Here is a 24,215-nt window from a genome sequence, read left to right as displayed (position 1 = left end):
TGGGGGCCCTCACGGCCCAGGAGGAGTGGGGGGGCGGGCGCGGCCGCCGCGGGGGGGGCGGCCTGCCGGGCCGCGGCCCGGGCGCCCCCCGGCCCCGCGGCCCATCTGAGGGACAGGCGCATGCGGGTCCTTTCTCGGGGGGTCTCGAGGGGTTCTCGGGGGGTTCTCGAGGGGTTCTCGGGGGGGTTCTCGGGGGGGTTCTCTGGGGGTTCTCGGGGGGTCTCGAAGGGTCGGTCCTGGAGGGTTCTCGCGGGGTCAGTACAGCTGGAGGAAGGGGGCGGCACCGGGGGTCTCCCTGTCGCCGATCCCGACCGCGAGGGTCCTGTCCGGGGCGGACAGCGCGTAGCCGCCGCCGAGGTGGCCCGTGACGTCGACGGAGTACCAGGCGGGGGTCTTGCCCGTGACGGTCACGGTGCCGATCGGCCGGCCGAGGGCGGGCCTGTCGTTCCAGGTCAGCGTCGCCTCGTCCCAGCCCGAAGCGGGAGCCTCGTAGAGGGTGAGCGTGGTGGAGTCGCCGTCGGCGTCCTGGACGGCGGCGCGGATCCAGAGGGTGGCCGGCCCCGTCGCGGCGGGCGGCGGGTCGAAGCGCAGGTAGCTGATCCTGGTGTAGCCAGGGTCCGCCGGCACGGTCTTGACCACGAGGCCCTTGCCGTTGAAGGAGGTGCCCGCGTGGACGCCGCCGCGCACGTAGGTGTCGGCGGCGGCGACCTGCCTGGCCTGCTCGCAGGAGGGCCCGGTCAGCGCCGGTCTGGCGGTCGGCCTGACCTTGACCTTCAGCTTGACGCCGGCGCCGAGCGCGCCGGCCGCGTCGACGGTGAACCTGATCGTCGGCGAGGTGGTCAGCACGGTGACGCGCGGGTCGGCGGCGAGCACCTCGCGGCCCTCGCGGGCCACCTCGAACAGCATCCGGCCCTGCTTCCACGTCGGATCGGCGACCGCCAGGTCGAGCGTGGCGCCCTCCTGGTGCAGGGTGACGGCGGCCGGGCCGTACGCGCGGACGGTGTCCTGGGTGGTGGCGCAGCTCCAGAAGGTGGCCGCCAGCCGCGTGTTGACGCCGTCGGCCGTGACCACCGACTGCACCGCGGCGGTGTTGTCGCCGATGCGGACGTTCATCCGCCTGGCCGCCTCGGCGGTCTCGGCCGCGCTCCTGCCCGGCAGCAGGTAGTAGGCGTAGGAGGCCGCGCGCGGGTCGCTCCCGTGGTCGAACCAGAGGGTGGTGTAGTCGCGGGTGAGCGGTTCGCGCCCGCCGGTGCCGATGTCGGACCACGCGCCCGTCCGGCTCTCGCGCAGCGTCTTCGGCAGGCCGTCCGGGAACAGGTAGCCGCCGACGCCCTCCAGGTGCATCCAGTTCTCGCCCTGGGTGAGCCGCCCCGCGCCCATCCGGTTCTCGACCGTCGTCTGCGCGGCGACGCCCGCCGCGGTGATGTCGGAGCCGAGCGCCACGATGGTGTCGCCGACGGTGAACCACGACTTGCGGGCCTTCAGGTCGATGGGCTGCTTGCTGTGGTAGTCGCGCTCGGCGATGAGGCGCATCCCGAAGGCCGACAGGTCGCCCATGGCCACGCCGCCGGTGTGCGGGTCGCTCTGGCGGAAGCCGTACCAGTTGGTGTCCCTGGCGGTGCGCGGGTAGGTCTCGGCGGTGGCGTTGGTGACGCCCGGCAGGCGGTAGGGGTCGACGGTCGGCCAGAAGCCGTCGCTGTACTGCGGGCGGTCGTTGTAGATCGACGTCATGCCGTCGCCGGTGTACCAGCCCTTGAGGTTCTCCCCGTTGCCCGCCTCGTAGGCGCCGACCCTGCTGCCGCGCGCCGAGACGGAGAAGGCGTGACCCGGCCGGTGGTGGACGAGGCGGTCCATGCCGGCGAACACCTTGGTGAGCGTCAGGTCGCCCCGGGGTGCGACGCCCTCGACCAGGCCGCGGACGAGGGAGACCTGCGCGACGGTCGCGTGGTCGTAGAAGGGGGCGGCGCTCACGTGCTCGGCGACGACGCCGGCGATGCGCTGCCGCACCTCCGCCGGGGCGCCGTGGGCGAGCATCGCCATCGCGGCCACGACCGCCCGGCCCTCGGCGAAGTCGTCGCTCGCCGGGCGGGAGATGCCGCGCCCTCGCACGTTGGCGAACATCTGGCCGCGGAACAGCACCGGCTCGAAGCCGTCGAACACCCAGGTGGTGACGTTGCCGCTGTCGGGGTCGGTGACCTGCCACGGCGTGCCGGCCAGCAGGGTGAGGACCCTGGCGACGCCGTCGAGCAGGACGGTGCCGTAGCCGCCGGTGTAGGCGAAGTAGAAGTGCTGGATGAGCGAGCCGTCGGGGTACCAGCCGTCACCGCTCGCCGTCAGGTCGAAGACCGGGCTGAGCTTGTCGCGGGCCATCGACAGGACGGCCGGGTCGCGGGCCAGCAGGCCGCGCCGTACCGTGATCGAGACCTTGTCCACCAGGTTGGCGCCGACCTCGGGCACTCCCGAGATCTTGCGCCTGGCCGGGTCGGGCACGAAGTGCGCGACCGTCGCCAGCACCCCCGCCCGCAGGTCCTCCGGTACGGCGTCGCCGAGCAGCAGGAGCGAGTCGAGCAGGTGGTTGGGGCCGCCGATCTCCCAGAACCACCAGTTGCCCAGCTCCTGCGCGCCGGGCCGGTAGCGGTTGTCGTGCAGCCAGCGCAGGGCCGCGACGGCCGCGTCCGCGGCGGCCCGGTCGCCGTGGTACCGCGATCCCGCGGTGGCGTAGGCGAGCGCGATGTCCTTGATTCTGGCGGCGGCCGTGCCGACGGTGGCGCCGTCGGTGCTGGTGGCGTCGGGCCAGCGGCCGTCGGCGAGGGTGGCCAGGTTGGCCGCGGCCTTGTCGTCCAGGGCGGCCAGCGGTTTGGCGTAGACGGGGTCGGCGGGGGTGACGGCCGCTCCGCCGGTGACCAGGTCGCGCCAGCGCTGGACGGGCGCCCCGAAGTCGTCAGCGGCGGGCGCCGCCGCGGGGTCGGCGCTCCCGGTGCCCGCGGGCGCCGGTGACGGGTCGGGGCTTCCGGTGTCCGCTGGCGCGGGCAGTGGGGCGGGGGTCCCGGTGTCGGCGGGTGCGGGCGCGAGGTCGGCGCTTCCGGTGTCGGCGGGTGCGGGCAGGGGGTCGGCGCTCCTGGTGTCCGCTGGCGCGGGCAGGGGGGCGGCGCTCCCGGTGGGGGCCGGAGCGGGTAACGGGTCGGCGAGGGAGGGGGCGGCGGACAGCGTGAGGGAGGAGGTGACGGTGGCGACCAGCAGGGTCGCCGGCAGGGCACGTCGGAGCATGGGGGGTGCCTCCCGGGAAGGGGTTCAGGCGGAGCGGGACAGGCTCGCGGGCTCCACCGCGTACTGGAAGGGCAGGCCGCGGGCGTATCGGGCCAGCTCGTCGAGCGCGAGGTCGGCCATGCGGGCCAGCTCCCCGCCGAGCGAACCGGCGATGTGCGGGGTGACGAGAACGTTGTCCAGGTCGTAGAGGGGCGAGGACTCGGGCAGGAACTCCGGTTCGGTGTGGTCGAGGACGGCGTGGAGCCGCCCGGACAGCAGCTCGGCGGTCAGCGCGTCCTGGTCGACGAGCGCCGCCCTGGCGGTGTTGATCAGGGTCGCGCCGTCGCGCATCCGCGCCAGCCGGGCCTTGTCGATCATGTGGCGGGTCTCCGGCAGGTCGGGCGCGTGCACGCTGACCACGTCGCTGCGGCTGACCAGCTCGTCCAGGCCGACGTGCGCGACGCCCAGGTCCTCGGTCAGGTAGGGGTCGCTGACCAGCACCTCCAGGTCGAAGGGACGCAGCAGCTCGATCACCCTGCGGCCGATCCTGGAGGCGCCGATGACGCCGACGGTCCTGCGGTAGTTGCCGAAGCCGGGGTAGCGGGCGTCCCAGTCGTCGTGGCTCCGGTCCTTGCGGTAACGGCGGGCGATGTCGATGACCCGCTTGTTGGCGAACAGGATCGCGGCGAGCGTGAACTCCGCGACGGGCTCGGCGTTGGCCGCCGCGGCCGAGGAGACGGCGATGCCGCGCTGCCAGACCGCGTCGGTGACGTGGTGCTTGACCGATCCGGCGGCGTGCACGACGGCGCCCAGCCTGGGGGCGCGCGCCAGCACCTCGGCGGTGACCGGCGGGCAGCCCCAGGAGGTGTACAGGACCTCCACCTGCGACAGGTCGGCCCGCGCGAAGTCCTGGACGACCAGGTCCACGTCGACGTCGGCGAGCATCGCCAGGCGGCTCCTGACCGGGCCCCTGACGAGCCGTTCGGCGACGTGGGCGCTCATGGCGACGAGAGTCTTCGGCCTTTTCACGTTCTCCCCCGAGAAGTCGTTCACTTGACGCTGCCCGCCGTCATCCCGGCCTTCCAGAAGCGCTGCAGCGACATGAACACCAGCAGCAGCGGGACCACCGACAGCAGCGATCCGGTGATCACCAGGCTGTGGAACTCGGGGAAGGCGTTGCCTTGCTTCTCCCAGCTGAACAGCCCCAGGCTGAGCGGGTAGAGGTTCTGGTCGTTGAGCATCACCAGCGGCAGGAAGAAGTTGTTCCAGATGGCGGTGAACTGGAACAGGAAGATCGTCACGTAGGCCGGCATCAGCATCGGCAGCGCCACCCTGGTGAAGGTCCTGATCTCACCGGCGCCGTCCGACCTGGCCGCCTCGAGCACCTCGCCCGGCACGTAGCCCGACGACAGCACGCGCGCCAGGTAGACGCCGAACGGGTGCACCAGCACCGGGATGAACACCGCCCAGAAGGTGTTGACCAGGCCCACCTGGGAGGCCAGCAGGTACAGCGGCAGCGCCGTCGCCGTGGTGGGCACCAGCACGCCGAGCAGCACCAGGCCGAACAGCTTCTCCTTGCCGAACCACGAGTACTTGTCGAAGGCGTAGCCGCACATGACGGTGATGAAGGAGCTCACCGCCGCGCCGACGCCCGCGTACAGGACGCTGTTGAGGTACCAGCGGAAGAAGATGCCGCCGTTCTCCTCGCTGACCGCGCGGATGTTGGCGATCAGGTTGAAGTCGCCGAAGGCGAAGCCCGGCGTCGAGTACAGGTCCGACAGCGACTTGGTCGAGGCGAACAGCAGCCAGGTCAGCGGCAGCAGCGTGTAGAGCGTGGCGACGATCAGCAGGACGTTGACCGTCGCGCGGGACATCCACTTCATCGACGGTTACCCCACCTGGTGACGACGTAGGAGAGCACGGCGGCCAGCAGCGCGAGGATGATCGAGGCGGCGCCCGCCTGGCCGTAGTCGTTGTTGCCGAAGGCCTCGTTGTAGGCGTACATGTTCGGGGTCCAGGTGCTGACGATGCCGTCGCTGACGTTGTCGAGCACCATGGGCTCGGTGAACAGCTGCAGCGAGCCGATGATCGTGAACAGCACCGTGGTGATGACGGCGCCGCGGATCAGCGGCACCTTCACCGACAGGGCGGTCCTGACCGCGCCCGCGCCGTCCATCCTGGCCGCCTCGAGCACCTCGGCGGGGATGGCCTGGAGCGCGGCGAAATAGATGATCATGTTGTAGCCGACCCACTCCCACAGCGCGATGTTGACCACCGAGCCGAGCACCTGGTCGCCGCCGAGGAAGTTGACCCCGCCGAGCAGGTCCACGATGGGGCTGATGCCGGGCAGGTAGAGGTAGAGCCAGATGAGGCCCGCGATCACCCCCGGCACGATGTGCGGCATGAACAGGGCGAGCTGGAAGAACTTCTTCGCCCTGGCCAGGCCGGAGTCGAGCAGCAGCGCGAGGGCGAGCGCGCCGCCGATCATCAGCGGGATGTACAGGACGCAGTAGCCGAGGATCACCAGGAAGCCGTCGGTGAAGGCCTGGTCCCTGAGCGTGTCGAGGTAGTTGCCGAGCCCGACGAAGACCGTCTCGGCGCCGCCGAAGCCGAGGCCGGACGACTTCTCGCTGAACAGGCTCAGGTAGACCGCGTACGCCAGCGGGGCCACGATGACCGCGGCGAACAGCGCGAAGAACGGGCCGACGAAGAGCAGGATCGCCCCCCGCCTGCGCCACGCCTCACCCGGGCCGCGCGCCGGTGTCTCTGGTGTGCCGGTCGTCATCTCCACCTCTTCTTCGCTGTCTGGTACGGCATGGCCGTCCGCCGCTCCCACGCCGCCTGGACCGGCCGCCGCTCATGGCCCCTGGCCGCCCGCGCGCGAGGGTTCCTTGAAGGGGGGCGGGTTCCGCCGGGTGGGTGCCGGGGGCGGCCACCCGGCGGACCGGAGCCAGGCAGGCGTGCCGTACGGGTTACTGCTGGGCGGCGACGTTGAGGCCGCGGCCCTTGATCTCCGTGACGGTCGCGGTCTGGACGCTCTCCAGCACGTCGGGGATCGTCGTCTCGCCGGTGCTCACCTTGCCGAGCGCGTCCTTGAAGGAGGTCAGCGTCTGCACCATGCTCGGCCCCCACGTCCAGCCGGGCTGGATGGTGCCGTAGGCCTCGGTGAACAGCGCGTAGATGTCCTGCCCGCCGTAGAAGGAGGCGTCGAAGCTCTTGGCCGCCACCGGCACCAGGTCGGCGATCGCGGGGAAGCCGCTGGAGGTGCCGGAGGACAGGCGGGCCGTCCACGCCTCGGGCGAGCCGGTCAGCCACTTGATGACCTCGACGGCGGCCTTGGTGTTCGCGCTGTTCTTGGCGACGGCGAAGGTGGTGCCGCCGAGCATGCCGCTGGCGGGCGTGCCCCAGTGCGGGACGGGCGCGATGGCCCACTTGCCGGACTGCCCGGCGTGGTTGCCCTTCATGACGCCGGCGCCCCAGTTGGCGCCGACGTAGCCCCACAGGCTGTCGTCCTCGAAGGCGGCGTTCCACTCCTGGCTGAAGGACGGCTGCACCTTGACGAGCTCGTCCTTGACCAGGCCCTGCCAGTAGCCGGCGACCTTCTTGGTGGCCTCGTCGTTGATGGAGACCTTCCACGCGTCGCCCTCGGTGCCGAACCACTTGGCGCCCGCCTGCCACGACAGGGCGGCCAGGACGCTCGGGTCGTCGGGGAAGAAGGTGGCGATGCGTGCCTTGCCGTCGGCCTTCTTGACCTTCTCGGCGGCGGCCCTGAAGTCGTCCCAGGTCTTCGGGACCTCGATCTTGTTCTTCTCGAACAGGTCCTTGCGGTAGAAGAACACCTGCGGGGCCGCGTCCATGGGCACCGACCAGGTCTTGCCGCCGAGCTCGACGAGGCTGAAGACGCTGGGCGGGTACTTGCCCTTGAGGTCGGCGACGTCGGCGGTGATGTCCTGGAGCGCGCCCTGGTTGACGAAGTCGGGAAGCTGCGGGTATTCGACGGACATCACGTCGGGGGCGTTGCCCGCCTTCACCGCGTTGGAGAACTTGGCGTAGCCGCCCGCGTTGCCCGAGGGGATCTCCTCGAACGTGATCTGGATGTCCTTGTGCGACTTGTTGAAGGCGTCGACGACCTGCTGCGTGCCCTTGGCCCAGCCCCAGAAGGTGACCTGGGTGGGCTTGCCCGCCTCGCCGGACGCGGGCGCGGATTCGCCGCTGCCGCCACCGCAGGCCGCGAGAAGGGTCATACCGGCCAGCATTCCGGCGATGCCGGCGGCGGCGCGCTTGCGTTCCATGATTGCTCCTAATCGCTTCCGATCGCTAGAGCATCATTCGCTCACAAACGAAGACTTGTCTAGATATCGATCAGTAACGAAATGAACGCGAAACATCAACCGCGCGGAGCGGTCGATTCGCGCACCCGGAGTTCCGGCAGCAGCGCCACGTGCTGGCCCGGCAGGTCCGCGCCGTGCTCGATGCGGCGAACCAGCAGGTCGACGGCGTTACGGCCGACCGCGGACTTGGGCGGGGCGACGGCGGTCAGCGGCGGGTCGCTGAGCGCGGCCACCTCGTCGTCGTAGGCCACGATCGACACGTCGTGCGGGATCCGCACGCCCGCGACCCTGAGATGCTGCACCAGCAGCAGCGCGTCCTCGTCGTTGTGCACGAGCAGCCCCGTCACCCCTGCGCGGACCGCCGCCACCACCTGGGCGACCTGCTCCTCCGACGGCCCTTCCTGCTCGACCCCGAACTCGCCGGGCGTCTCCAGGCCCAGGTCGCGCACCGCGGCCAGGAACCCCTGGCGCACCCTCGGCGCGGTGGGGCTGCTGCGGCTGACCATGGCCACCCGGCGATGTCCCAGCTCGGCCAGGTGCCGCACGCCCACGAAAGCGCCGTGGGCGTGGTGGGAGGCCGCCGCGTCGAGGAAGGAGGCCGGGCCGCCCAGCTCCGCCACCCTCTCCACCAGGACGGCGGGCACGCCCAGCCCGGCGAGCCACTCGACGTGCGAGGCGTCAGGCTGCCTGCTCAGCGTGAGCAGCAGGCCCTCCGCGCCGCCGCCGATCAGCTGGCCGACCTGCTTGCGGTCCTCCTCGTCGTCGTAGCGGGAGACGCCGAGCACCAGCCGCGCGCCCAGGTCCTGGGCCCGGTCGCGGGCGGCCTTGATCACGCTCGGGTAGTAGTACGTGGCCGACGGCACCAGCATCCCGATCGTGAGCGCCCGGTCGTTCACCGGCCGGAAGGCCGGCGCTCCCGCGAGCGTCCCCTCGGCGACCGGCCTGGCCGGCTCCTGGGGCAGCGTGATGCCGCCGTGCACCCTGGTGACCAGCCCCCGGCCCGCCAGGTGCTCGACGTCCCTGCGCAGGGTGACCATGGACACCTGCAGCCGCTCGACCAGGTCGGCCAGCCGGACCGAGCCGCGCTCGCGCACCTCGCGAAGGATGAACTCATGGCGTTGCTCGACGAACAAGGGGGGCTCCTAACACTCGACGGGTCCGATCCTAGCGAGGTAGCTTTCGTTCGTGAACGTATTGTTTCGTTCGATCAGTTCCCGGAGGCCGCGTGCTCACCCTTCCTGATGCCGACCGATCGCTCAGCCCCATCACGGGATGGACGCGCGCCCACTGGGAGGCGGCGGCCGACGGCCTGCTCGCGGCCGTCGAACCGTACCGCTCCCATGATCGCGCGTTGGTCGACCTGCCGGGCCGGGCCAGCTGGTCGCGGTGCGACGGGCTCGAGGGATACGCCAGGACGTTCCTGCTGGCCGCCTTCCGCGTCGCCGGCGGCGGCGACCCGGCGGTGCTGGAGCCGTACGCGGAAGGGCTGGCCGCGGGCCCCGGCGGCGCGTGGCAGCCGATCGCCGACCACAGCCAGCCGATGGTCGAGGCCGCCTCGATCGCCATCGGGCTGCGGCTGACCCGCGCCCACCTGTGGGACCGTCTGCCCGCCGCCGTCCAGGAGCGCGCCCTCGACTGGCTGGGCGACGCGCTGATCCGCGAACACGTCGACAACAACTGGCACCTGTTCCCCGTCGCCGTCGCCGGACTCTTCGGCGACCTCGGCCTCGACGACCGCGGCGCCACCGAGCGCGGGCTGGCCAGGATCGAGGCCTGGTACGAGGGCGACGGCTGGTACCGCGACGGCGACGGGCGCAACTTCGACCACTACAACGGCTGGGCGATGCACCTGTACCCGGTGATCCACGCCTACCTCGGCGGGCCCGCCGAGCCGTACGCCTCGCGGCTGCGCGCCTTCCTGACCAACTACGGCGCCGCCTTCGACACCAACGGCTCGCCCGTCTACCACGGCCGATCCGTCATCTACCGCTTCGCCGCCGCGGCGCCGGTGTGGGCAGGCGAGCTGCTCGGCGTCTCGCCCTACTCCCCCGGCACCGCCCGGCGCCTGGCCAGCGGCGCGGCCGCCCACTTCCTCACCGGCGGCCGGGCGCTGTCGCGCGAAGGACTCCTCACGCTCGGCTGGTACGGCCCGCACGAGCCGTCCCTGCAGGCGTACTCGGGGTCGGCCTCGCCGTACTGGGCGGCCAAGGGGTTCCTCGGGCTCCTGCTGCCGCCCGACCACCCCGTCTGGACCGCGGTGGAGGAGCCAGGACCCGTCGAACGCGCCGACCAGGCGATCGGCCTGCCGGGGCCGGGGCTGCTGATCCACTCGACGGCCGCCGACGGGCTGGTCAGGCTGGTCAACCACGGAAGCGACAAGCAGCCGCCCGGCGGCGCCCCCGACGACCCGCTCTACCAGCGCATGGCCTACTCGACCCGCACCGGTCCCACCACGCCCGCGCCCGCCGTACCCGCCGCGGCACAGGACGCGCCCGCCTCCCCCCAGGACACGCCCGCCTCCTCCCAGGACGCGCCCGCATCCTCCGAGGACGCGCCCGCCGACAACCACGTCGGCCTGGTGTTCGACGGGGAGGTCACCCCGCGCGGCCCGATCACCCCGCGCGGCGCCGGGCCGGGATGGGCCGCCTCCTCCTGCCGCCCGACACCCTCGACGCTGATCGAGTCCGTGAGCGTGGTCCACGGCCCGCACGAGGTCCGCGTCCACCGGGTGACCGCCCCGGCCGGCACCCTCGTCCGTCAGACGGGCTGGGCCCTGCCCGCCGCCGGCGCGCGGACCGTGACCGGCGCGGGCGAGCCGACCGGCGCCGGCGAGCTGACCAGCGCCCTCCTGCCCCTGCACGGGTTCACGGCGGCCACCGAGCTGAAGGCCCCCGGCGGCACGGTCTTCGGCCCCGACGCGGTCGTCCCCGCCCTGGACGGCACCGTCCCCGAGCCGGGAGCCGTCTTCGCGTGCGTCGTCACCCTCTCGGCGGCCCCCGTCACCTCGGCGCCACCGGCGTTCCGGCTGGCCGGCGGCAGGATCACCCTCACCTGGCCGGACGGCACCACCCACGAGCTCGGCACCGAGGAGGGCCTCACCCTCGTCCAGTTCGCTACGGCGTCCTGGGGACCTGGAACGGATCCACTCCCGGCGCGGGCGGCTCCCCTCCGCCCCCGCCGACGAACTGGATGATCGCCAGGATCGCGGCGATCTGCGCGAGCAGGAACGTGGCCTGTGACGGCAGGGTCTCCAGCCGGTAGATGTCCAGCACGTACCTGCCGACCCTGCTCCAGGGCGGCAGGACGTTCCTCATCGTGCGGGCGTCCACGTACAGTCCCGTCGCGGTCAGCACGGCCGCCAGGACCACCGCGCGTACCACGAGGCCGTTCAGGTCGCCCATGTCGAAGAGCTGGTCCAGCCCCAGCCTGACCAGGGTGTAGACCAGGTACGTCACGATGAACGGCAGGGCCTTGATGGGGCCGCGCCGTCCTGGTAGCTGGTCCCAGAACAGGCCGAGCAGGTAGCCGGGCACGAACCAGAAGGCCGCCTCCCCGAAGGCGAACACCGGCTGGGCGAGCCCGGCGAACCAGTCCAGCCGTCCCGGTCCACCCGTCAGCACGATGTCGTGCCAGACGACGTACCCGGACGGCACCGACCCGAGGGCGAGCGCGAAGAGCCCGGCCCGCCAGGCCAGGTCGGCCTGACGGCCCGCCCGCCAGGTGACGCTCCCGGCGCCCCGTGACCTGTCGGGGCCGGCCAGCAGGGCCAGGTCGAGCGGGGTCACGTCGGCGGGCAGCACCTCCCTGCCGGAACGCGGCCCCCTGCGCAGCGAGCGGAACTCGGCGCGCAGCGCGTCCGCTCCCTCATGCCAGTCGTCGAGCCCTTCGGCGGAGTCGAGCGGCTTGGCGTCCCACTCCCTGCCCGACCGCCGGGCCCACAGATACCGCCCGGCCGCCTTCCGCACCTGCTCGATCGTGCCGGTGCGCAGTTCGGCGTGGAGGGGCCGGCCGTCGGCGAGCCGCCGGGCCGACAGCACCCAGGGGCGTGTCGCCTGGAGCACCGCCCAGAGGGTCACCGTTCCTGCCACCAGGGCGACCGGCAGCCAGAGGCCGCCGTAGAAGTGGGAGTAGCCGAAGGCGTTGGCGACGAAGACCCACACCACGAGCGCACGGGCGCCCCCGCCGTCCGGGCCTTGCCGCGCCAGCGTGAACGTCCTGAAGCGCAGCGCCACGACCAGGACCGTCACCGGCCACAGCCACAGCACGTAGCCGGCGAACCAGGTGACCAGGTTGAAGGGCATCCAGAGCAGATCGGAGGTGACCGAACCCATGACCTCCTGGTCCTCGGCCAGCCACATGACCCGCAGGCGGTCCCTGGCCAGGGCGAAGCACGCGTATGCCGTGGTGAGCGCGGCAAGACCCCAGCTGACCAGCCACACCCAGCGCGGGAGGGCACCGCCGTGCTCGCGCAGGAAGGCGCGTCGCATCCCGTTGATCCACGCCGCCGACAGCAGCGCCACCAGCAGGAGATCGGCCGCGGCGATGCCCGCCAGGGTCCAGGGCAGCCCGCCAGGCTCGTCGTCGGGGAAGCCCGCCGTCAGCCACCCCGCCAGGCCCGCCCCGAGGGTGCCCGCCAGCACCGCGGACAGGCCGAGGACCAGTTGCCACCGGGGCAGGCCACCGGCCCACAGGACGGCGGAGGCGGCGATGACCAGGACGCCGCTCGACACGCTCCAGAACACCATCCGAGCCGCCCCGTCCGCCACCGGCGGGCCCAGCAGGTCGTAGGTGAGCAGGCGCACCAGGTGCAAGCCGCTGAGGACGACCGGCACCGCCACGAGCGCCCGGTCCCGCCGGCCCCACCGCAGGTGGATCAGCAGCCCCGCGAAAAGCGTGAGGAACGTCCAGAACTCGCTGAGCAGATCGCGGGTCATCCGCTCGGGATAACCGCTCATCACGGCGGCGCCCCAGCCGTCCAGATCAGGGGTCAGCGTGAACGACACCCTGGCGGTGACCGCCTGCTGCCGCCAGGTGGCGGTGTTCTCGCCCCACGTGCCCGGCGGCGGGCTGGGAGAGCTCAGCCATCCGTCGGGGTGTTCCACCACGATCTCCCGCCAGGGCAACCGCCACAGGTCCGGTTCGGTGCGCAGCACGAAGTGCCAGTGGCGATCGTTGACCTGGTAGAACTCCCACGGCCCGAAGACGGCGTCGGGCACGCAGCGCCACTCCGCGTCGTCGTCCCTGGCCACGTGCCGCACCCAGCCGTAGCCCGGAACGCTGCACAGGTCCTGATCGCCGAGCCCCTGGCCGTCGGCGACCAGTTCGATGCCCACCCTGACCGTGTCGGTGACCGTGACGCTCTCCTGCCCGATCTCGATCCGGGGCAGGCTCTCCCGCTTCTCCCTCCACCTCACCTCCGGGTCACCGCCGTTCAGCAGGCAGTTCATGGCCGCCTGGTAGCCGCCCTCCCTCGGCTCGGCCAGCAGGTCGGCCACGACGGGATGCGCGCGCGGAACGGTGACCACGGTGACGGCGGTGAGGGTGGGCGCGTCGACGTCGGTGTTGTCCACGTGGAGGCGCGTCGTGCGGACGGTGTCGCCGCGCGTGCCGTCGGGACAGGTGGTGGTCGCCGGATCGGGACCTCGCGAAACCATCCCGACACCGGCCACGATCGCCGCGGTGACCAGGGCCGTCCATAACACCGCCACGAGGGTGCCACGCATGTGATCATGATGAACCCGGCGCGGCCGGAAGGCACGCTCGGTGACGTGATCGTGACATTCAGCCGAGGAAGGCGCGCAGCAGGGCGGCGGTGCCCTCCAGGTGTTCGGCGACCGCCCGGCTGGCCGCCTCGGGGTCGCCGTCGAGGATGGCGGCGACGATGGCCTCGTGCTGCGTCGCCGCGTGCTCGATGTTGACCTGCAGCATGGGGATCGCGTTGAGCAGGTCGGTCACCCGCAGCCGCGCGTCGGCGCAGGCCGCGGCCAGCAGCGGGGAGCCGGTCAGCTCGGCGATCGACAGGTGGAAGGCCGTGTCGAGGCGGCGGTACTCCTCAGGGCCCGCGGCGTTGAGGTCGGCCAGGCGGCCGAGCAGCACCTCGCGCTGCTCCTCCGACAGCGACGAGCCGGCCAGCACCTGGGCGGCCCCGCACTCGACGGCCATCCGGAAGGTGAGCGCGTCGGCGATCGAGTCGGAGCCCATCTCGGCCACCGCCTGGCGCAGGTCGCCGCTGCCGGGCGCGGGCGGGGCGTAGATGACGAAGGCGCCGCCGTACCTGCCCCGCCGTACGTCGAGATAGCCCGCGTCCTGCAGCGCGCGGATGGCCTCGCGCAGGGTCACCCTGCTGATTCCCAGCTGGACGGCCAGCTCCCGTTCGGGGGGAAGCTTCTCCCCCTGGGCGACCATGCCCAGCTTGATCGCCTGGAGCAGCCGCTCCACGGTCTCCTCGAAGGCGTTGCCCGCCCGGACCGGGCGCAACACCGTCAACGGGTTCATGGCCCCCCTCGGCAGAGGTCTTGACTGCGGCTTACCAATGGTCTAACACTAGCCCAATAGCAGGGAGGGTGACTGTGCCGGGTGGCTTCCTTTCACTAGACGAGTTGCGCGACGAGGTGGCCGAGGGACGGATCGACACCGTCCTGCTGGCCCTGGTCGACATGCAGGGCCGGATGCAGGGCAAGCGCCTGTCCGCCCGATACTTCCTTGACGAGGTGCTACACCACGGCTCCGAGGGGTGCAACTACCTCCTGGCCGTCGATGTCGACATGAACACCGTCAGCGGCTACGAGATGTCGTCATGGGACCGCGGTTACGGCGATTTCATGATGAAACCCGATATGTCGACGCTGCGGCGCATCCCCTGGCAGGAGGGCACCGTCCTGCTGATGGCCGATCTGACCTGGGAGGACGGCACGGACGTCGTCGCCTCGCCCCGGCAGATCCTGCGCCGGCAACTCGCCAGGCTCGAGGAGCGCGGGCTGGCCGCCTACGTGGGCACCGAGCTGGAGTTCGTGGTCTACGACGACAGCTACGAGGAGGCGTGGCAGCGGGCCTACCGCGACCTGACACCGGCCAACCTCTACAACGTCGACTACTCGCTGCTCGGCACCGCCCGCATCGAGCCGCTCCTGCGCCGCATCAGGCGCGAGATGGAGGGCGCGGGCATGTACGTCGAGTCGGCCAAGGGCGAGTGCAACCTGGGCCAGCACGAGATCGCCTTCCGCTACGACGAGGCCCTGCGCACGTGCGACAACCACGCGATCTACAAGAACGGCGCCAAGGAGATCGCCGCCCAGGAGGGCAGGTCGATCACCTTCATGGCCAAGCCGAACCAGCGTGAGGGCAATTCCTGCCATATCCACATCTCGCTGCGGTCTGTGGACAACGAGCCGGTCATGGCAGGGAGCCGGCCGTACGGGCTGTCGGAGCAGGGGGCCTGGTTCATCGCCGGGCAGCTCGCCTGCCTGCGGGAACTCACCCTCCTCTACGCCCCGAACATCAACTCCTACAAGCGGTACGTGCCGGGCAGTTTCGCCCCTACCGCCGTCAAGTGGGGTGTGGATAACCGCACGTGCGCGCTGCGCCTGGTGGGCCACGGGCCCTCCCTGCGCGTCGAGAACCGCGTGCCGGGCGGCGACGTGAACCCCTACCTCGCGGTGGCCGCGCTCATCGCCGCCGGACTGCACGGCATCGACAACGAGCTGCCGCTGGAGGAGCCGTTCACCGGCAACGCCTACACCAGCGGCGCCGACACCGTGCCCCACACCCTGCGCGACGCGCTCACGTTGTGGGAGGGGTCGAAGCTGGCCCGCGAGAACTTCGGCGAGGACGTGGTGGCCCACTACGCCAACAACGCCCGCGTCGAGCTGGCCGCCTTCGACGCGGCGGTGACCGACTGGGAACTGTTCAGGGGATTCGAGAGACTGTGAAGATCATCAATCCGGCGACCGAGGCCGTGGTCGCCGAGGTCGAGCTCGCCGACGCGGCGGAGATCGACAGAGCGGTGGAGCGCGCCAGGACCGCCTTCCCGACCTGGCGGCAGGTCTCGCCCGGCGACCGCGCCCGCCTGCTGCGGCGCTTCGCCGAGAAGGTCGACGCGCACGCCGAGGAACTGGCCCGTCTGGAGATCGCCAACGCCGGCCACACGATCGGCAACGCCCGCTGGGAGGCGGGCAACGTCCGCGACGTGCTGCACTTCTACGCCGGCGCGCCCGAGCGCGACCACGGCAAGCAGATCCCCGTGGCGGGCGGCCTCGACGTCACCTTCCACGAGCCGCTCGGCGTGGTGGGCGTGATCGTGCCGTGGAACTTCCCCATGGTGATCATGACGTGGGGCGTGGCCCCCGCGCTCGCCGCGGGCAACACGGTGATCGTCAAACCCGCCGAGTGGACCCCCCTGACCGCGCTCCGGCTGGCCGAGCTGGCCCTCGAGGCCGGACTGCCCGAGGGGGTGCTCCAGGTCGTGCCCGGCGCGGGCGAGGTCGCCGGCGCCCGCCTGGTCGAGCACCCGGACGTCGCCAAGATCGTGTTCACCGGCTCCACCGAGGTCGGCAAGCAGATCGCCGCCACGTGCGCCGGGCAGGTCAAGCGGCTCACCCTGGAGCTCGGCGGCAAGTCCGCCAACATCGTCTTCGCCGACTCCGACCTCGACAGGGCCGCCGCCACCGCGCCCTACGCCGTCTTCGACAACGCGGGGCAGGACTGCTGCGCCCGCTCCAGGATCCTCGTCGAGGCCTCCGTCTACGACGACTTCCTGGTACGGCTCTCGCAGGCCGTCACGAACGTCAAGGTCGGCGACCCGCTCGACGAGAGCACCGAGATGGGGCCGCTCATCAGCGCCGAGCACCTGGAGCGGGTGCGCGGCTTCGTCCCCGACAACCCCTACCTGCAGACGTCCTGCCCCGACGGCCCCGGCTTCTGGTTCCCGCCGACCGTCCTCACCTCCGCCGTGACCGACCGCGCCTTCACCGAGGAGATCTTCGGGCCGGTGGTGTCGGTGGTCCCGTTCGCGGACGAGGCCGAGGCGGTGCGGATCGCCAACGACACCCGCTACGGCCTGAGCGGCTCGATCTGGACCCGCGACGTCGGCAGGGCGCTACGGACGGCCAGAGCGGTCGAGGCCGGGAACCTGAGCGTCAACTCCCACTCCAGCGTGCGGTACTGGACGCCGTTCGGCGGCTTCAAGGAGTCGGGGCTCGGACGGGAGCTGGGGCCCGACGCCCTGGCCGCCTTCACCGAGACCAAGAACGTCTTCATCGCCACCGACTGACCGGGGTCACGGCCCTCCGGCCCCGTCATGAGGCCCGGGACCCCCGCCCGGGTTCCTGGGCCCGCGCGAGAAGCAGAGCAACCACCGAGAGAAGGACATATGCAGCGCTTGCAGGACCGCGTCGCCGTCATCACCGGCGCCGGCAGCGGAATCGGCCTGGCCACCGCACGACGGTTCGCCGACGAGGGCGCGAAGGTCGTCTGCGTCGACCTCGACGAGCCGACCGGCGCCAAAGCCGCCGACGAGGTGGGCGGCCTGTTCGTGCGGGCCGACGTCACCAGCGAGGACGACGTGGTCAGGATGTACCAGACCGCCTTCGACACCTACGGCAGCGTCGACATCGCCTTCAACAACGCGGGCATCTCCCCGCCCGACGACGACTCCATCCTGGAGACCGGCATCGAGGCGTGGCGCCGCGTGCAGGAGGTCAACCTGACGAGCGTCTACCTGTGCTGCAAGCACGCCATCCCCTACATGCGGCGGCAGGGCAAGGGCTCGATCATCAACACCGCCTCCTTCGTCGCGGTGATGGGATCGGCCACCTCCCAGATCTCCTACACCGCCTCCAAGGGCGGCGTGCTGGCGATGTCGAGGGAACTCGGCGTGCAGTTCGCCCGCGAGGGCATCAGGGTCAACGCCCTGTGCCCCGGCCCGGTGAACACACCGCTGCTGCAGGAGCTGTTCGCCAAGGACCCCGAGCGCGCCCAGCGCCGCCTGGTCCACATTCCCGTCGGCCGCTTCGCCGAGGCAAGCGAGATCGCCGCCGCGGTCGCCTTCCTCGCCTCCGACGACGCGTCCTTCATCACCGGCTCGGAGTTCCTGGTCGACGGCGGCATCTCGGGGGCGTACGTTACACCGCTTTGACCTGCTCTCCCGGAAGAGATCCTCTCGGATCGTCACAGGAGGCTTCCTGCTTCGTCGCCGACCGCCCGTCGGAGAGAGCTCTCCTTGAGGTCTTCCATCAGCTCCACAGGCGTTTCACCTGTCCGCCAGCCCAGCGGCCAGGATGTTCTTCGCGGCGTTGACGTCCCGGTCGTGCACCGCGCCACAGGCGCAGGTCCACGACCGAACGTCAAGCGGGATACTCGCCCGCACGGCACCGCAGGACGAGCAGGTCGTGGAGGAAGGAAACCAGCGGTCGATCACCACCAGTTCCCGCCCGTACCAGGCCGCTTTGTACTCCAGCATGTGCCGGAGGCTTCGCCACGCCGCATCCGCGACCGCACGCGCGAGCGACGTGTTCCTCATCAGGTTGCGCACGGCGAGATCCTCCACGGCGATCACTTGGTTCTCGCGAACAAGCCGTGTCGTCACCTTGTGCAGGTGGTCTCGCCGCCGATCCACGATTCGCCCGTAGACGCCGGCGACCTTGACCCGCGCTTTCTCTCGGTTGGCCGAGCCCTTCGCCTTGCGCGCGAAGTTGCGCTGGGCTCTCGCGAGGCGTTTGCGATCTCTCCTCTCCGCCTTCGCACCGATGATCTTCTCGGCGGTGGAAAGCGTCAGGAGCACCGACAGTCCAGCGTCCACACCCACCGCCTGATCGACAGGCGGCAGGGGTGCGATCGTCTCCTCGACCAGGATGGACACGTACCAGCGGTCGGCGCTGTCACGGGAGACGGTGACGGTGGACGGCCTCGCGGCCAGGGGAAGTGGACGCGACCAGCGAACATCCAGCGGCCTGTCCATCTTGGCGAGCTTCAGGACGCCGTCGCGATAGGTGAACGCCGAGCGGGTGAATTCGGCGCTGGATCGCGAGCTCTTGCGGGACTTGAATGACGGATACCTCGCTCGTCCGGCGAAGAAGTTGGCGAAAGCGCTCTGCAGGTGACGCAGCGCCTGCTGCAGCGGCACGCTGGACACCTCGTTCAGGAACGCCAGTTCCTCGCTCCGCTTCCATCGCGTCAGCTCAGCCGAGGACTCCCCGTAGGAGACAGCCTTGCCGTGCGCGGCGTGGGAACCCCTGCGAAGATCAAGTGCTTTGTTGTAGACCAGGCGAACGCATCCGAAGGTGCGGGACAGAAGGTCTGCCTGTGAGGGAGTGGGATAGAAGCGATATTTGTAGGCTCGCTTCACGGTCCTCGCCACTCACCGCACCTTAGCTGAAGGCCAATGTGGAGATGGGCCATTCCCCGCATGAAGGACCCCTGCAGGAGTTGTGATGACCAGACCCTTGATCGGCATTACCTGTTACGTCGAGCCCGCGCGGTTCACGGTGTGGGAGATGACGACGGCGCTGCTGCCGTACATGTACGTGGAGCAGGTGGTGCGGGCGGGCGGGCAGCCGGTGATCGTGCCGCCCGCCGGCGATCCGGCGTCGATCGTGGACAGGCTGGACGGGGTGATCCTGGCGGGCGGGGGCGACATCGACCCGTCGCGGTACGCGGAGACGGCCCACGAGCGCACGGGATTTATCCGGACATTTCGCGACTCGGCGGAGTTTGCGATAGCGGACTCCGCGCTGAAGGCGGGCATGCCCTTCCTGGGCGTCTGCCGAGGACTCCAGGTGCTGAACATCACCCTCGGCGGCAGCCTCCACCAGCATCTTCCCGACGTCGTCGGCCATTCGGGGCACGCCCCGGCCCCGGGCGAGTTCGGGCACATGCCGGTCTCCGTCACCCCGGGCAGCCACCTGGCCGCGATCCTGGGCGAGGAGACCGTGACGGTCCCGCACTACCACCACCAGTCGATCAGGCGCCTGGGCACGGGCCTCAACGCCACCGCCCACGCCGCCGACGGCGCGATCGAGGCGGTCGAGCTGCAGGGGCGCCGCTTCGCCCTGGGCGTCCAGTGGCACCCCGAGGCCGGCGAGGACGGCTCGCTCTTCCGCGCGCTCGTCGAGGCCGCCGGGTAGATGCGCCTGCACGTCAGAAAGTTCGAGGGGCCCGCCGACCGCACGCTGCTGGTCGTCCACGGCGGGCCCGACTGGGACCACAGTTACCTGGTGGAGCCGCTGGACCGGCTGGCGGGCGAGTACCGCCTGCTCTTTCCCGACCTGCGAGGGTGCGGGCGCTCCCCCGTGGCCGAGCCGCTGACCCCCGACGCGATGGTGGACGACCTCGCCGAGCTGGTCGGGTCGGCTTCCCCTCCTCGCTGGTCGCCGCGACCCCGTGCGCCGAGGCGGTCATCCTTACGGAGGCCGGACACATGGCGCACATCGACCAGCCCGAGGGCTGGCTGGCGGCGGTCAGGCGCTTCCTGACCGCATGACCGACCACCGGGCGACCGGTACCTCAGGAGGAGACGTGACCGATCAGCGCGCGGAAGGCCGGAAGGGGACCGGCGGGACCGTGGCCGCCGCCGTGACCGAGGTGTTCGCGCCGCAGTACGTGGCGATCGCCATGCCGCCCGTGGTGGGGCTGCTCGCCGACGGCTGGGCCGGCCTGGCGTGGGGGCTGCTGGCCGCGGCGCTGTGCGCGGGCGTGCCGACGGCCGTGATCGCGCTCGGGGTACGGCGGGGCCGCCTGGACTCGATCCATGTGGTCGAGCGCAGGAGCCGCAAGGGGCCGATGCTGGCCGGGTTCGTCGCGGTGGTGGCCGGGCTCGCCGTACTGGTGCTGCTCGACGCCCCGGACATGGTGGTGGCGACGGCGGCGGTGATGCTGGGCTGGGTGGTGGTCATGGGCCTGATCACGCTCGCGTGGAAGATCTCGTTCCACGCGGGGGTGTCGGCGGGCACCGTCGTGGTGCTGGCCCAGGTGCTCCCGGCGCTGCCGGTGCTGCTGGCGGGTGCGGTCGTGGTGGCCGTGATCGGGTGGGCGCGGGTGCGGGTCTCGCACCACACGCCCGCCCAGGTGCTGGTAGGCGCCGTGACGGGCGCGGCGGTCAGCGCGGCGACCCTGGCGATCACGACGTAGGGTCGGAGTCCTTCAGCCGCTCCCGTACGGCACGCACGCCGCCGGCCAGCACCGGCGGGACGGTGATGAGGATGACCACGGCGTCGCCGAGCCGGTCGGCCGCCATGTCGAGCACCAGCCACGCGAGCGGCGGCCCGAGCAGCGCCCACACGCGGGCGTCCGATCTGAGGAGCCACCGCAGGCAGCGTGTCGCCGGGCGCAGGACGCTCCCGGCGGTCAGCGTCGGCCCGCGTACGGCCGCCGCCATCCGCGGCAGCCCCCAGAGCAGGTGCGCCACGAAGCGGGCCCGTGCCCGCCTGCCGGGCAACGCGTGCAGTTCGCCCAGCCACTCGGCCAGCCACCGCGCCCGGACCTCGGCGGGAAGGACGAGCGCGCCCACCGCGAGCGCGTGGAAGGAGAAGCGGACCTCGGCGGGCGCCGACAGCACCGCGTCGGCCAGCTCCTCCAGCTCCACCCTGATCCCGTCCAGGCCGAGCCGTGCGGCGGCCGGCGCGAACGCCTCCAGCGTCTCCCGGGACTTGCGGCGCTGCTTGTCCCTCGGCAGGAACTCCATCGTCCGCTGGTTGTGCAGCCGGTCGGCCAGCTTGAGCATGAGGAGGCGGTCGTCGGCGCACCTTTCCAGGTCGGCCGGGTCGTGGAGGGTGCCCATGCTGCTGACCAGCGTGACGATTCCCTCGCCGAAGTCGCGCAGCAACGCCTCCTCGGTGCACGCGGAGTCCTCGAGAACGTCGTGGAGGAGCGCCGCGCAGAGCATCTCGTATCCCGCGTCGAGTTCGGCGAGGATGGCGGCCACCGCCACCGGATGCCCGATGTACGGCTCGCCGCTGCGCCGTCGCTGTCCACGGTGCCAGAACGCGGCGACCGCGTGAGCCCGCTCGACCAGGTCGAGCTGCGCGGGAGGTAAGACCCTCGGGAGGGCGTCGAGGATGGGCCGGATGCTCATAGCGCCTCCCCGGTACGGCCGAGCCACCAGGGGGCGGGCTGTCCGCGCGAGCGATGCGCCCGTGCGATGGCGGCGCGGCCGTTCTCGATGCCGTCGGGGGTGAGCCGGTAGTAGCGACGGGTCGGCCGCTTCTCGCGGATGCCGACGCCGGGGTCCTCGTGCCGGCTCTCCACCCAGCCCAGGCCTTCCAACCGGCCGAGGATGGGATAGACGGTGCCGCTGGCCAGGCCGGTGGCGTTCATGAGTTCCAGGCCGTAGAACTCCCGGTCGGGAGCGTCGAGGAACGTTCCGAGCACCAGCTGGAACGTCATCGTCATCTTCGGCATAGCTCGAACTCTACATAGGTCCAGCCGTCCGGCCTGTCTCCCGAGGGCCACACCCTCCTGGCGGAGTTCTGACATTCGACTGACATTTGTCATTGCTGTGACAGAATGTTCCGCATGAAGGAGAGCATTCCCCTGGTGCTGCGCGACGCACGCCGTACCAGACGACGTCACGCGTGGGCGGCCGTCCAGCGGCGGCGGCTCGCCGACCTCGTCGAGCACGCCCGCACCCACTCCCCCTACTACCGCGACCTCTACCGGGGGCTGCCGTCCGGCCTCGACGACCCCGCCCGGCTGCCCGTCACCGGCAAGGCGGCGCTGATGGCGCACTACGATCAGTGGGCCACCGACCGGGAGGTGACGCTTGAGCGGGCCCGCGCGTTCGTCGCGGACCCCGCGCTGGTGGGCGGTCGCTTCCTGGACCGGTATCTCGCGGTCACCACCTCCGGCACCACCGGCAACCCCGCGATCTTCGTGAAGGACGACCGGGACATCGCCGTCAACTACGCCCTCGGCATGCGCATGATGGTGTCCTGGCTGGACGCCGGCGACGTTCCCCGCATCGTGGCCGGCGGCGGGCGGATGGCCATCGTGGCCGCGGCCAACGGGCACTTCCTGGTCTCGGCGGGCGCCGCCCGCATGCGCGCGAGCCGGCTGCGGCGCAGGACCGTCCGCCTCTTCCCGGTGCACGCCCCGCTCGACGCGCTGGTCGAGGCGCTCAACGAGTTCCGGCCCGCGCTCCTGCTCGGCTACGGCAGCGTCCTCGGCATGCTGGCCGCCGAGCAGGAGGCAGGGCGGCTGCGCATCGCTCCGGCGCTGGTGGAGCCCGCCGGCGAGACGCTGACCGGCGGCGACCACGAGCGGATGGCCCGCGCGTTCGGGGCCAAGGTGCGCGACACCTACGGCGCCAGCGAGTGCCCCTTCCTGACCGAGGGCTGCGCGCACGGCTGGTACCACGTCAACAGCGACTGGGCCGTGGTCGAACCCGTGGAGGCCGACCACTCCCCCACCCCGCCGGGCGAGCCGTCCCACACGGTCCTGATCACCAACCTGGCCAACCGGGTGCAGCCGATCCTGCGCTACGACCTCGGCGACAGCGTCCTGCGACGGCCCGACCCGTGCCCGTGCGGCGACCCGCGGCCCGCCCTCCGCGTCCAGGGACGCGTGGCCGATCTCCTCACGTTCACCACCGGGCGGGGCCAGGGCGTCATCGCGCCGCTGATGCTCAACACACTGGTGGACCGCACGCCGGGGGTCCAGCTCTACCAGATCGTCCAGACCGGCCCGGCCGGCCTGCGCGTACGGCTGCGCGCCACGCCGGAGGCGGACCCGGAGAGGGTGTGGCGCGCCGTTTGCGAAGGGATCGCCGGCCTGCTCGCCGAGCACCGTCTAAAGCATGTCATCCTGGAACGCGCTGACGAGCCGCCGCAGCAGTCCGCCGGCGGAAAGTATCGGACGGTCATCCCGCTGAAGGATCCCGCATGACGTCACCCGAAGCACCCGGACTGCGGGAACGCAAGAAGGCCGACACCCGCGCCGCCATCCAGCGGCACGCCCTGCGCCTGTTCCGCGAGCAGGGCTACGACGCCACCAGCATCGAGCAGATCGCCCAGGCCGCCGACGTCTCGCACCGGACCGTGTTCCGCTACTTCCCGACCAAGGAAGCGCTGGTCACCCTCGACGACTACGACACCCTCATCGCCGCGGCCTACGCGGCCCAGCCAGCGGAGCTCGGCCCCGTCACGGCCCTGCGCAACGCCTTGCGCGCCGTGCTCACCGGCGTGACCGACGCGGACATCGCCGCGAAACGGGAGCGTCAGGCGCTGGTGCTCAGCGTCCCCTCCCTGTGGGCGGCCAGCCTCGCCAACATCACCAGAACCAAGCAGACCCTCACCGACCTGGTCGCGGCCAGGCTCGACCGCCCGCCGTACGACGACCGCGTGCGGGCCGTCAGCGGCGCGGTGTTCGGCATCCTGCTGTCGACCTGGCTCGACTGGGCCCACGACCCCGGCATGGACGCCCCGGCATCACTGGACCGCGCCCTCGCCCACCTGGAGAGCTCCCTCAACCAGGACCACCCCGGCTCGTCAGGGCTCGGCTGACCGGCAACCGGCCTGGCGCGTCCCCCCGACGCCGCCGGGCCGCGGGTCAGCATTCGATGACGTTCACGGCGAGACCGCCGCGTGAGGTCTCCTTGTACTTGTCCAACATGTCCCGACCCGTATCCCGCATCGTCTTGATCGCCTTGTC

20 protein-coding genes are annotated in these 24,215 nt (G+C 71.5%); 9 read left to right on the top strand and 11 right to left on the bottom strand.

The genetic code is table 11. The features are described from left to right. Positions 1–255: 255 nt before the first annotated feature. The 6 genes from ABZX22_RS43590 to ABZX22_RS43565 all read right to left on the bottom strand — a co-directional run bounded on the left by ABZX22_RS43590 (position 256) and on the right by ABZX22_RS43565 (position 8,710). Positions 256–3,267 carry a polysaccharide lyase family 8 super-sandwich domain-containing protein gene (locus tag ABZX22_RS43590; RefSeq protein ID WP_354922725.1) on the bottom strand — a complete coding sequence of 1,004 codons (3,012 nt, stop codon included), beginning with the start codon at positions 3,265–3,267 and terminating at the stop codon, positions 256–258. Between the two features lie 24 nt (positions 3,268–3,291). After that, on the bottom strand, positions 3,292–4,248 hold the full coding sequence (locus tag ABZX22_RS43585; protein WP_354922722.1) for a hydroxyacid dehydrogenase: 957 nt from the start codon (positions 4,246–4,248) through the stop codon (positions 3,292–3,294). 47 nt (positions 4,249–4,295) lie between these two features. Continuing rightward, positions 4,296–5,129 (bottom strand): carbohydrate ABC transporter permease, encoded by an 834-nt coding sequence (locus tag ABZX22_RS43580; protein WP_354922719.1) that lies wholly within the window; start codon positions 5,127–5,129, stop codon positions 4,296–4,298. Then, the gene (locus tag ABZX22_RS43575) at positions 5,126–6,031 is read right to left on the bottom strand and encodes a sugar ABC transporter permease (RefSeq protein ID WP_354922717.1); all 906 of its coding nucleotides are present in this window, start codon (positions 6,029–6,031) and stop codon (positions 5,126–5,128) included. Before ABZX22_RS43575 ends, ABZX22_RS43580 begins: the two co-directional genes overlap by 4 nt. 187 nt (positions 6,032–6,218) lie before the next feature. Continuing rightward, the gene (locus ABZX22_RS43570; RefSeq protein WP_354922715.1) at positions 6,219–7,538 is read right to left on the bottom strand and encodes an extracellular solute-binding protein; all 1,320 of its coding nucleotides are present in this window, start codon (positions 7,536–7,538) and stop codon (positions 6,219–6,221) included. Between the two features lie 95 nt (positions 7,539–7,633). Continuing rightward, on the bottom strand, positions 7,634–8,710 hold the full coding sequence (locus ABZX22_RS43565; RefSeq protein ID WP_354922712.1) for a substrate-binding domain-containing protein: 1,077 nt from the start codon (positions 8,708–8,710) through the stop codon (positions 7,634–7,636). A 92-nt stretch (positions 8,711–8,802) separates the two neighbouring features. Here ABZX22_RS43565 and ABZX22_RS43560 point away from each other — a divergent pair, with 92 nt between their 5' ends. Further along, the gene (locus tag ABZX22_RS43560) at positions 8,803–10,770 is read left to right on the top strand and encodes a DUF2264 domain-containing protein (protein ID WP_354922709.1); all 1,968 of its coding nucleotides are present in this window, start codon (positions 8,803–8,805) and stop codon (positions 10,768–10,770) included. Here ABZX22_RS43560 and ABZX22_RS43555 read toward each other — a convergent pair. Continuing rightward, positions 10,691–13,300 (bottom strand): DUF6185 family protein, encoded by a 2,610-nt coding sequence (locus tag ABZX22_RS43555; RefSeq protein ID WP_354922706.1) that lies wholly within the window; start codon positions 13,298–13,300, stop codon positions 10,691–10,693. The genes ABZX22_RS43560 and ABZX22_RS43555 overlap by 80 nt on opposite strands. A gap of 58 nt (positions 13,301–13,358) precedes the next feature. Continuing rightward, positions 13,359–14,072 carry an FCD domain-containing protein gene (locus tag ABZX22_RS43550; RefSeq protein WP_354922703.1) on the bottom strand — a complete coding sequence of 238 codons (714 nt, stop codon included), beginning with the start codon at positions 14,070–14,072 and terminating at the stop codon, positions 13,359–13,361. Between the two features lie 74 nt (positions 14,073–14,146). Here ABZX22_RS43550 and ABZX22_RS43545 point away from each other — a divergent pair, with 74 nt between their 5' ends. From ABZX22_RS43545 to ABZX22_RS43535, 3 genes are all read left to right on the top strand, one after another. Beyond that, entirely contained in the window at positions 14,147–15,505 is a 1,359-nt protein-coding gene (locus tag ABZX22_RS43545) for a glutamine synthetase family protein (protein ID WP_354922728.1), read from the top strand. After that, positions 15,502–16,845, top strand: a complete 1,344-nt coding sequence (locus ABZX22_RS43540; RefSeq protein ID WP_354922700.1) for an aldehyde dehydrogenase family protein — start codon at positions 15,502–15,504, stop codon at positions 16,843–16,845. The genes ABZX22_RS43545 and ABZX22_RS43540 overlap by 4 nt, the downstream gene beginning before the upstream one ends. A gap of 99 nt (positions 16,846–16,944) precedes the next feature. After that, positions 16,945–17,709, top strand: a complete 765-nt coding sequence (locus ABZX22_RS43535; RefSeq protein WP_354922697.1) for a 3-oxoacyl-ACP reductase — start codon at positions 16,945–16,947, stop codon at positions 17,707–17,709. 114 nt (positions 17,710–17,823) lie between these two features. Here ABZX22_RS43535 and ABZX22_RS43530 read toward each other — a convergent pair whose 3' ends face one another. Then, positions 17,824–18,930: an RNA-guided endonuclease TnpB family protein gene (locus ABZX22_RS43530; RefSeq protein WP_354922694.1), complete on the bottom strand. Its 1,107-nt coding sequence runs from the start codon at positions 18,928–18,930 to the stop codon at positions 17,824–17,826. Between the two features lie 73 nt (positions 18,931–19,003). On the opposite strand from ABZX22_RS43530, the gene ABZX22_RS43525 reads away from it, so the two are divergent. The 3 genes from ABZX22_RS43525 to ABZX22_RS43515 are packed head-to-tail and all read left to right on the top strand — an operon-like array spanning position 19,004 to position 20,699. Then, positions 19,004–19,696, top strand: a complete 693-nt coding sequence (locus tag ABZX22_RS43525; protein WP_354922691.1) for a gamma-glutamyl-gamma-aminobutyrate hydrolase family protein — start codon at positions 19,004–19,006, stop codon at positions 19,694–19,696. After that, the gene (locus ABZX22_RS43520; protein WP_354922688.1) at positions 19,697–20,044 is read left to right on the top strand and encodes an alpha/beta hydrolase; all 348 of its coding nucleotides are present in this window, start codon (positions 19,697–19,699) and stop codon (positions 20,042–20,044) included. 43 nt (positions 20,045–20,087) lie between these two features. Then, complete coding sequence (locus ABZX22_RS43515) at positions 20,088–20,699, top strand: hypothetical protein (RefSeq protein ID WP_354922685.1); 612 nt, start codon at positions 20,088–20,090, stop codon at positions 20,697–20,699. Here the strand turns inward: ABZX22_RS43515 and ABZX22_RS43510 are convergent. Beyond that, complete coding sequence (locus tag ABZX22_RS43510; protein WP_354922682.1) at positions 20,689–21,642, bottom strand: HD domain-containing protein; 954 nt, start codon at positions 21,640–21,642, stop codon at positions 20,689–20,691. The two genes, ABZX22_RS43515 and ABZX22_RS43510, sit on opposite strands and share 11 nt — an antisense overlap. Beyond that, complete coding sequence (locus ABZX22_RS43505; protein ID WP_354922679.1) at positions 21,639–21,968, bottom strand: helix-turn-helix transcriptional regulator; 330 nt, start codon at positions 21,966–21,968, stop codon at positions 21,639–21,641. The genes ABZX22_RS43510 and ABZX22_RS43505 overlap by 4 nt, the downstream gene beginning before the upstream one ends. Positions 21,969–22,082: 114 nt before the next feature. Between ABZX22_RS43505 and ABZX22_RS43500 the strand changes: the two genes are divergently transcribed. After that, positions 22,083–23,450 (top strand): hypothetical protein, encoded by a 1,368-nt coding sequence (locus ABZX22_RS43500; RefSeq protein WP_354922676.1) that lies wholly within the window; start codon positions 22,083–22,085, stop codon positions 23,448–23,450. Then, positions 23,447–24,067 (top strand): TetR family transcriptional regulator, encoded by a 621-nt coding sequence (locus tag ABZX22_RS43495; RefSeq protein WP_354922673.1) that lies wholly within the window; start codon positions 23,447–23,449, stop codon positions 24,065–24,067. The genes ABZX22_RS43500 and ABZX22_RS43495 overlap by 4 nt, the downstream gene beginning before the upstream one ends. Positions 24,068–24,215: the final 148 nt, after the last annotated feature.

This window comes from Nonomuraea sp. NPDC003804 (assembly GCF_040610675.1).
In the GTDB taxonomy this organism is placed as follows: domain Bacteria; phylum Actinomycetota; class Actinomycetes; order Streptosporangiales; family Streptosporangiaceae; genus Nonomuraea.
The sequence above is the reverse complement of the archived record's forward strand: the minus strand, read 5'-3'. Positions and strand labels throughout refer to the sequence as shown.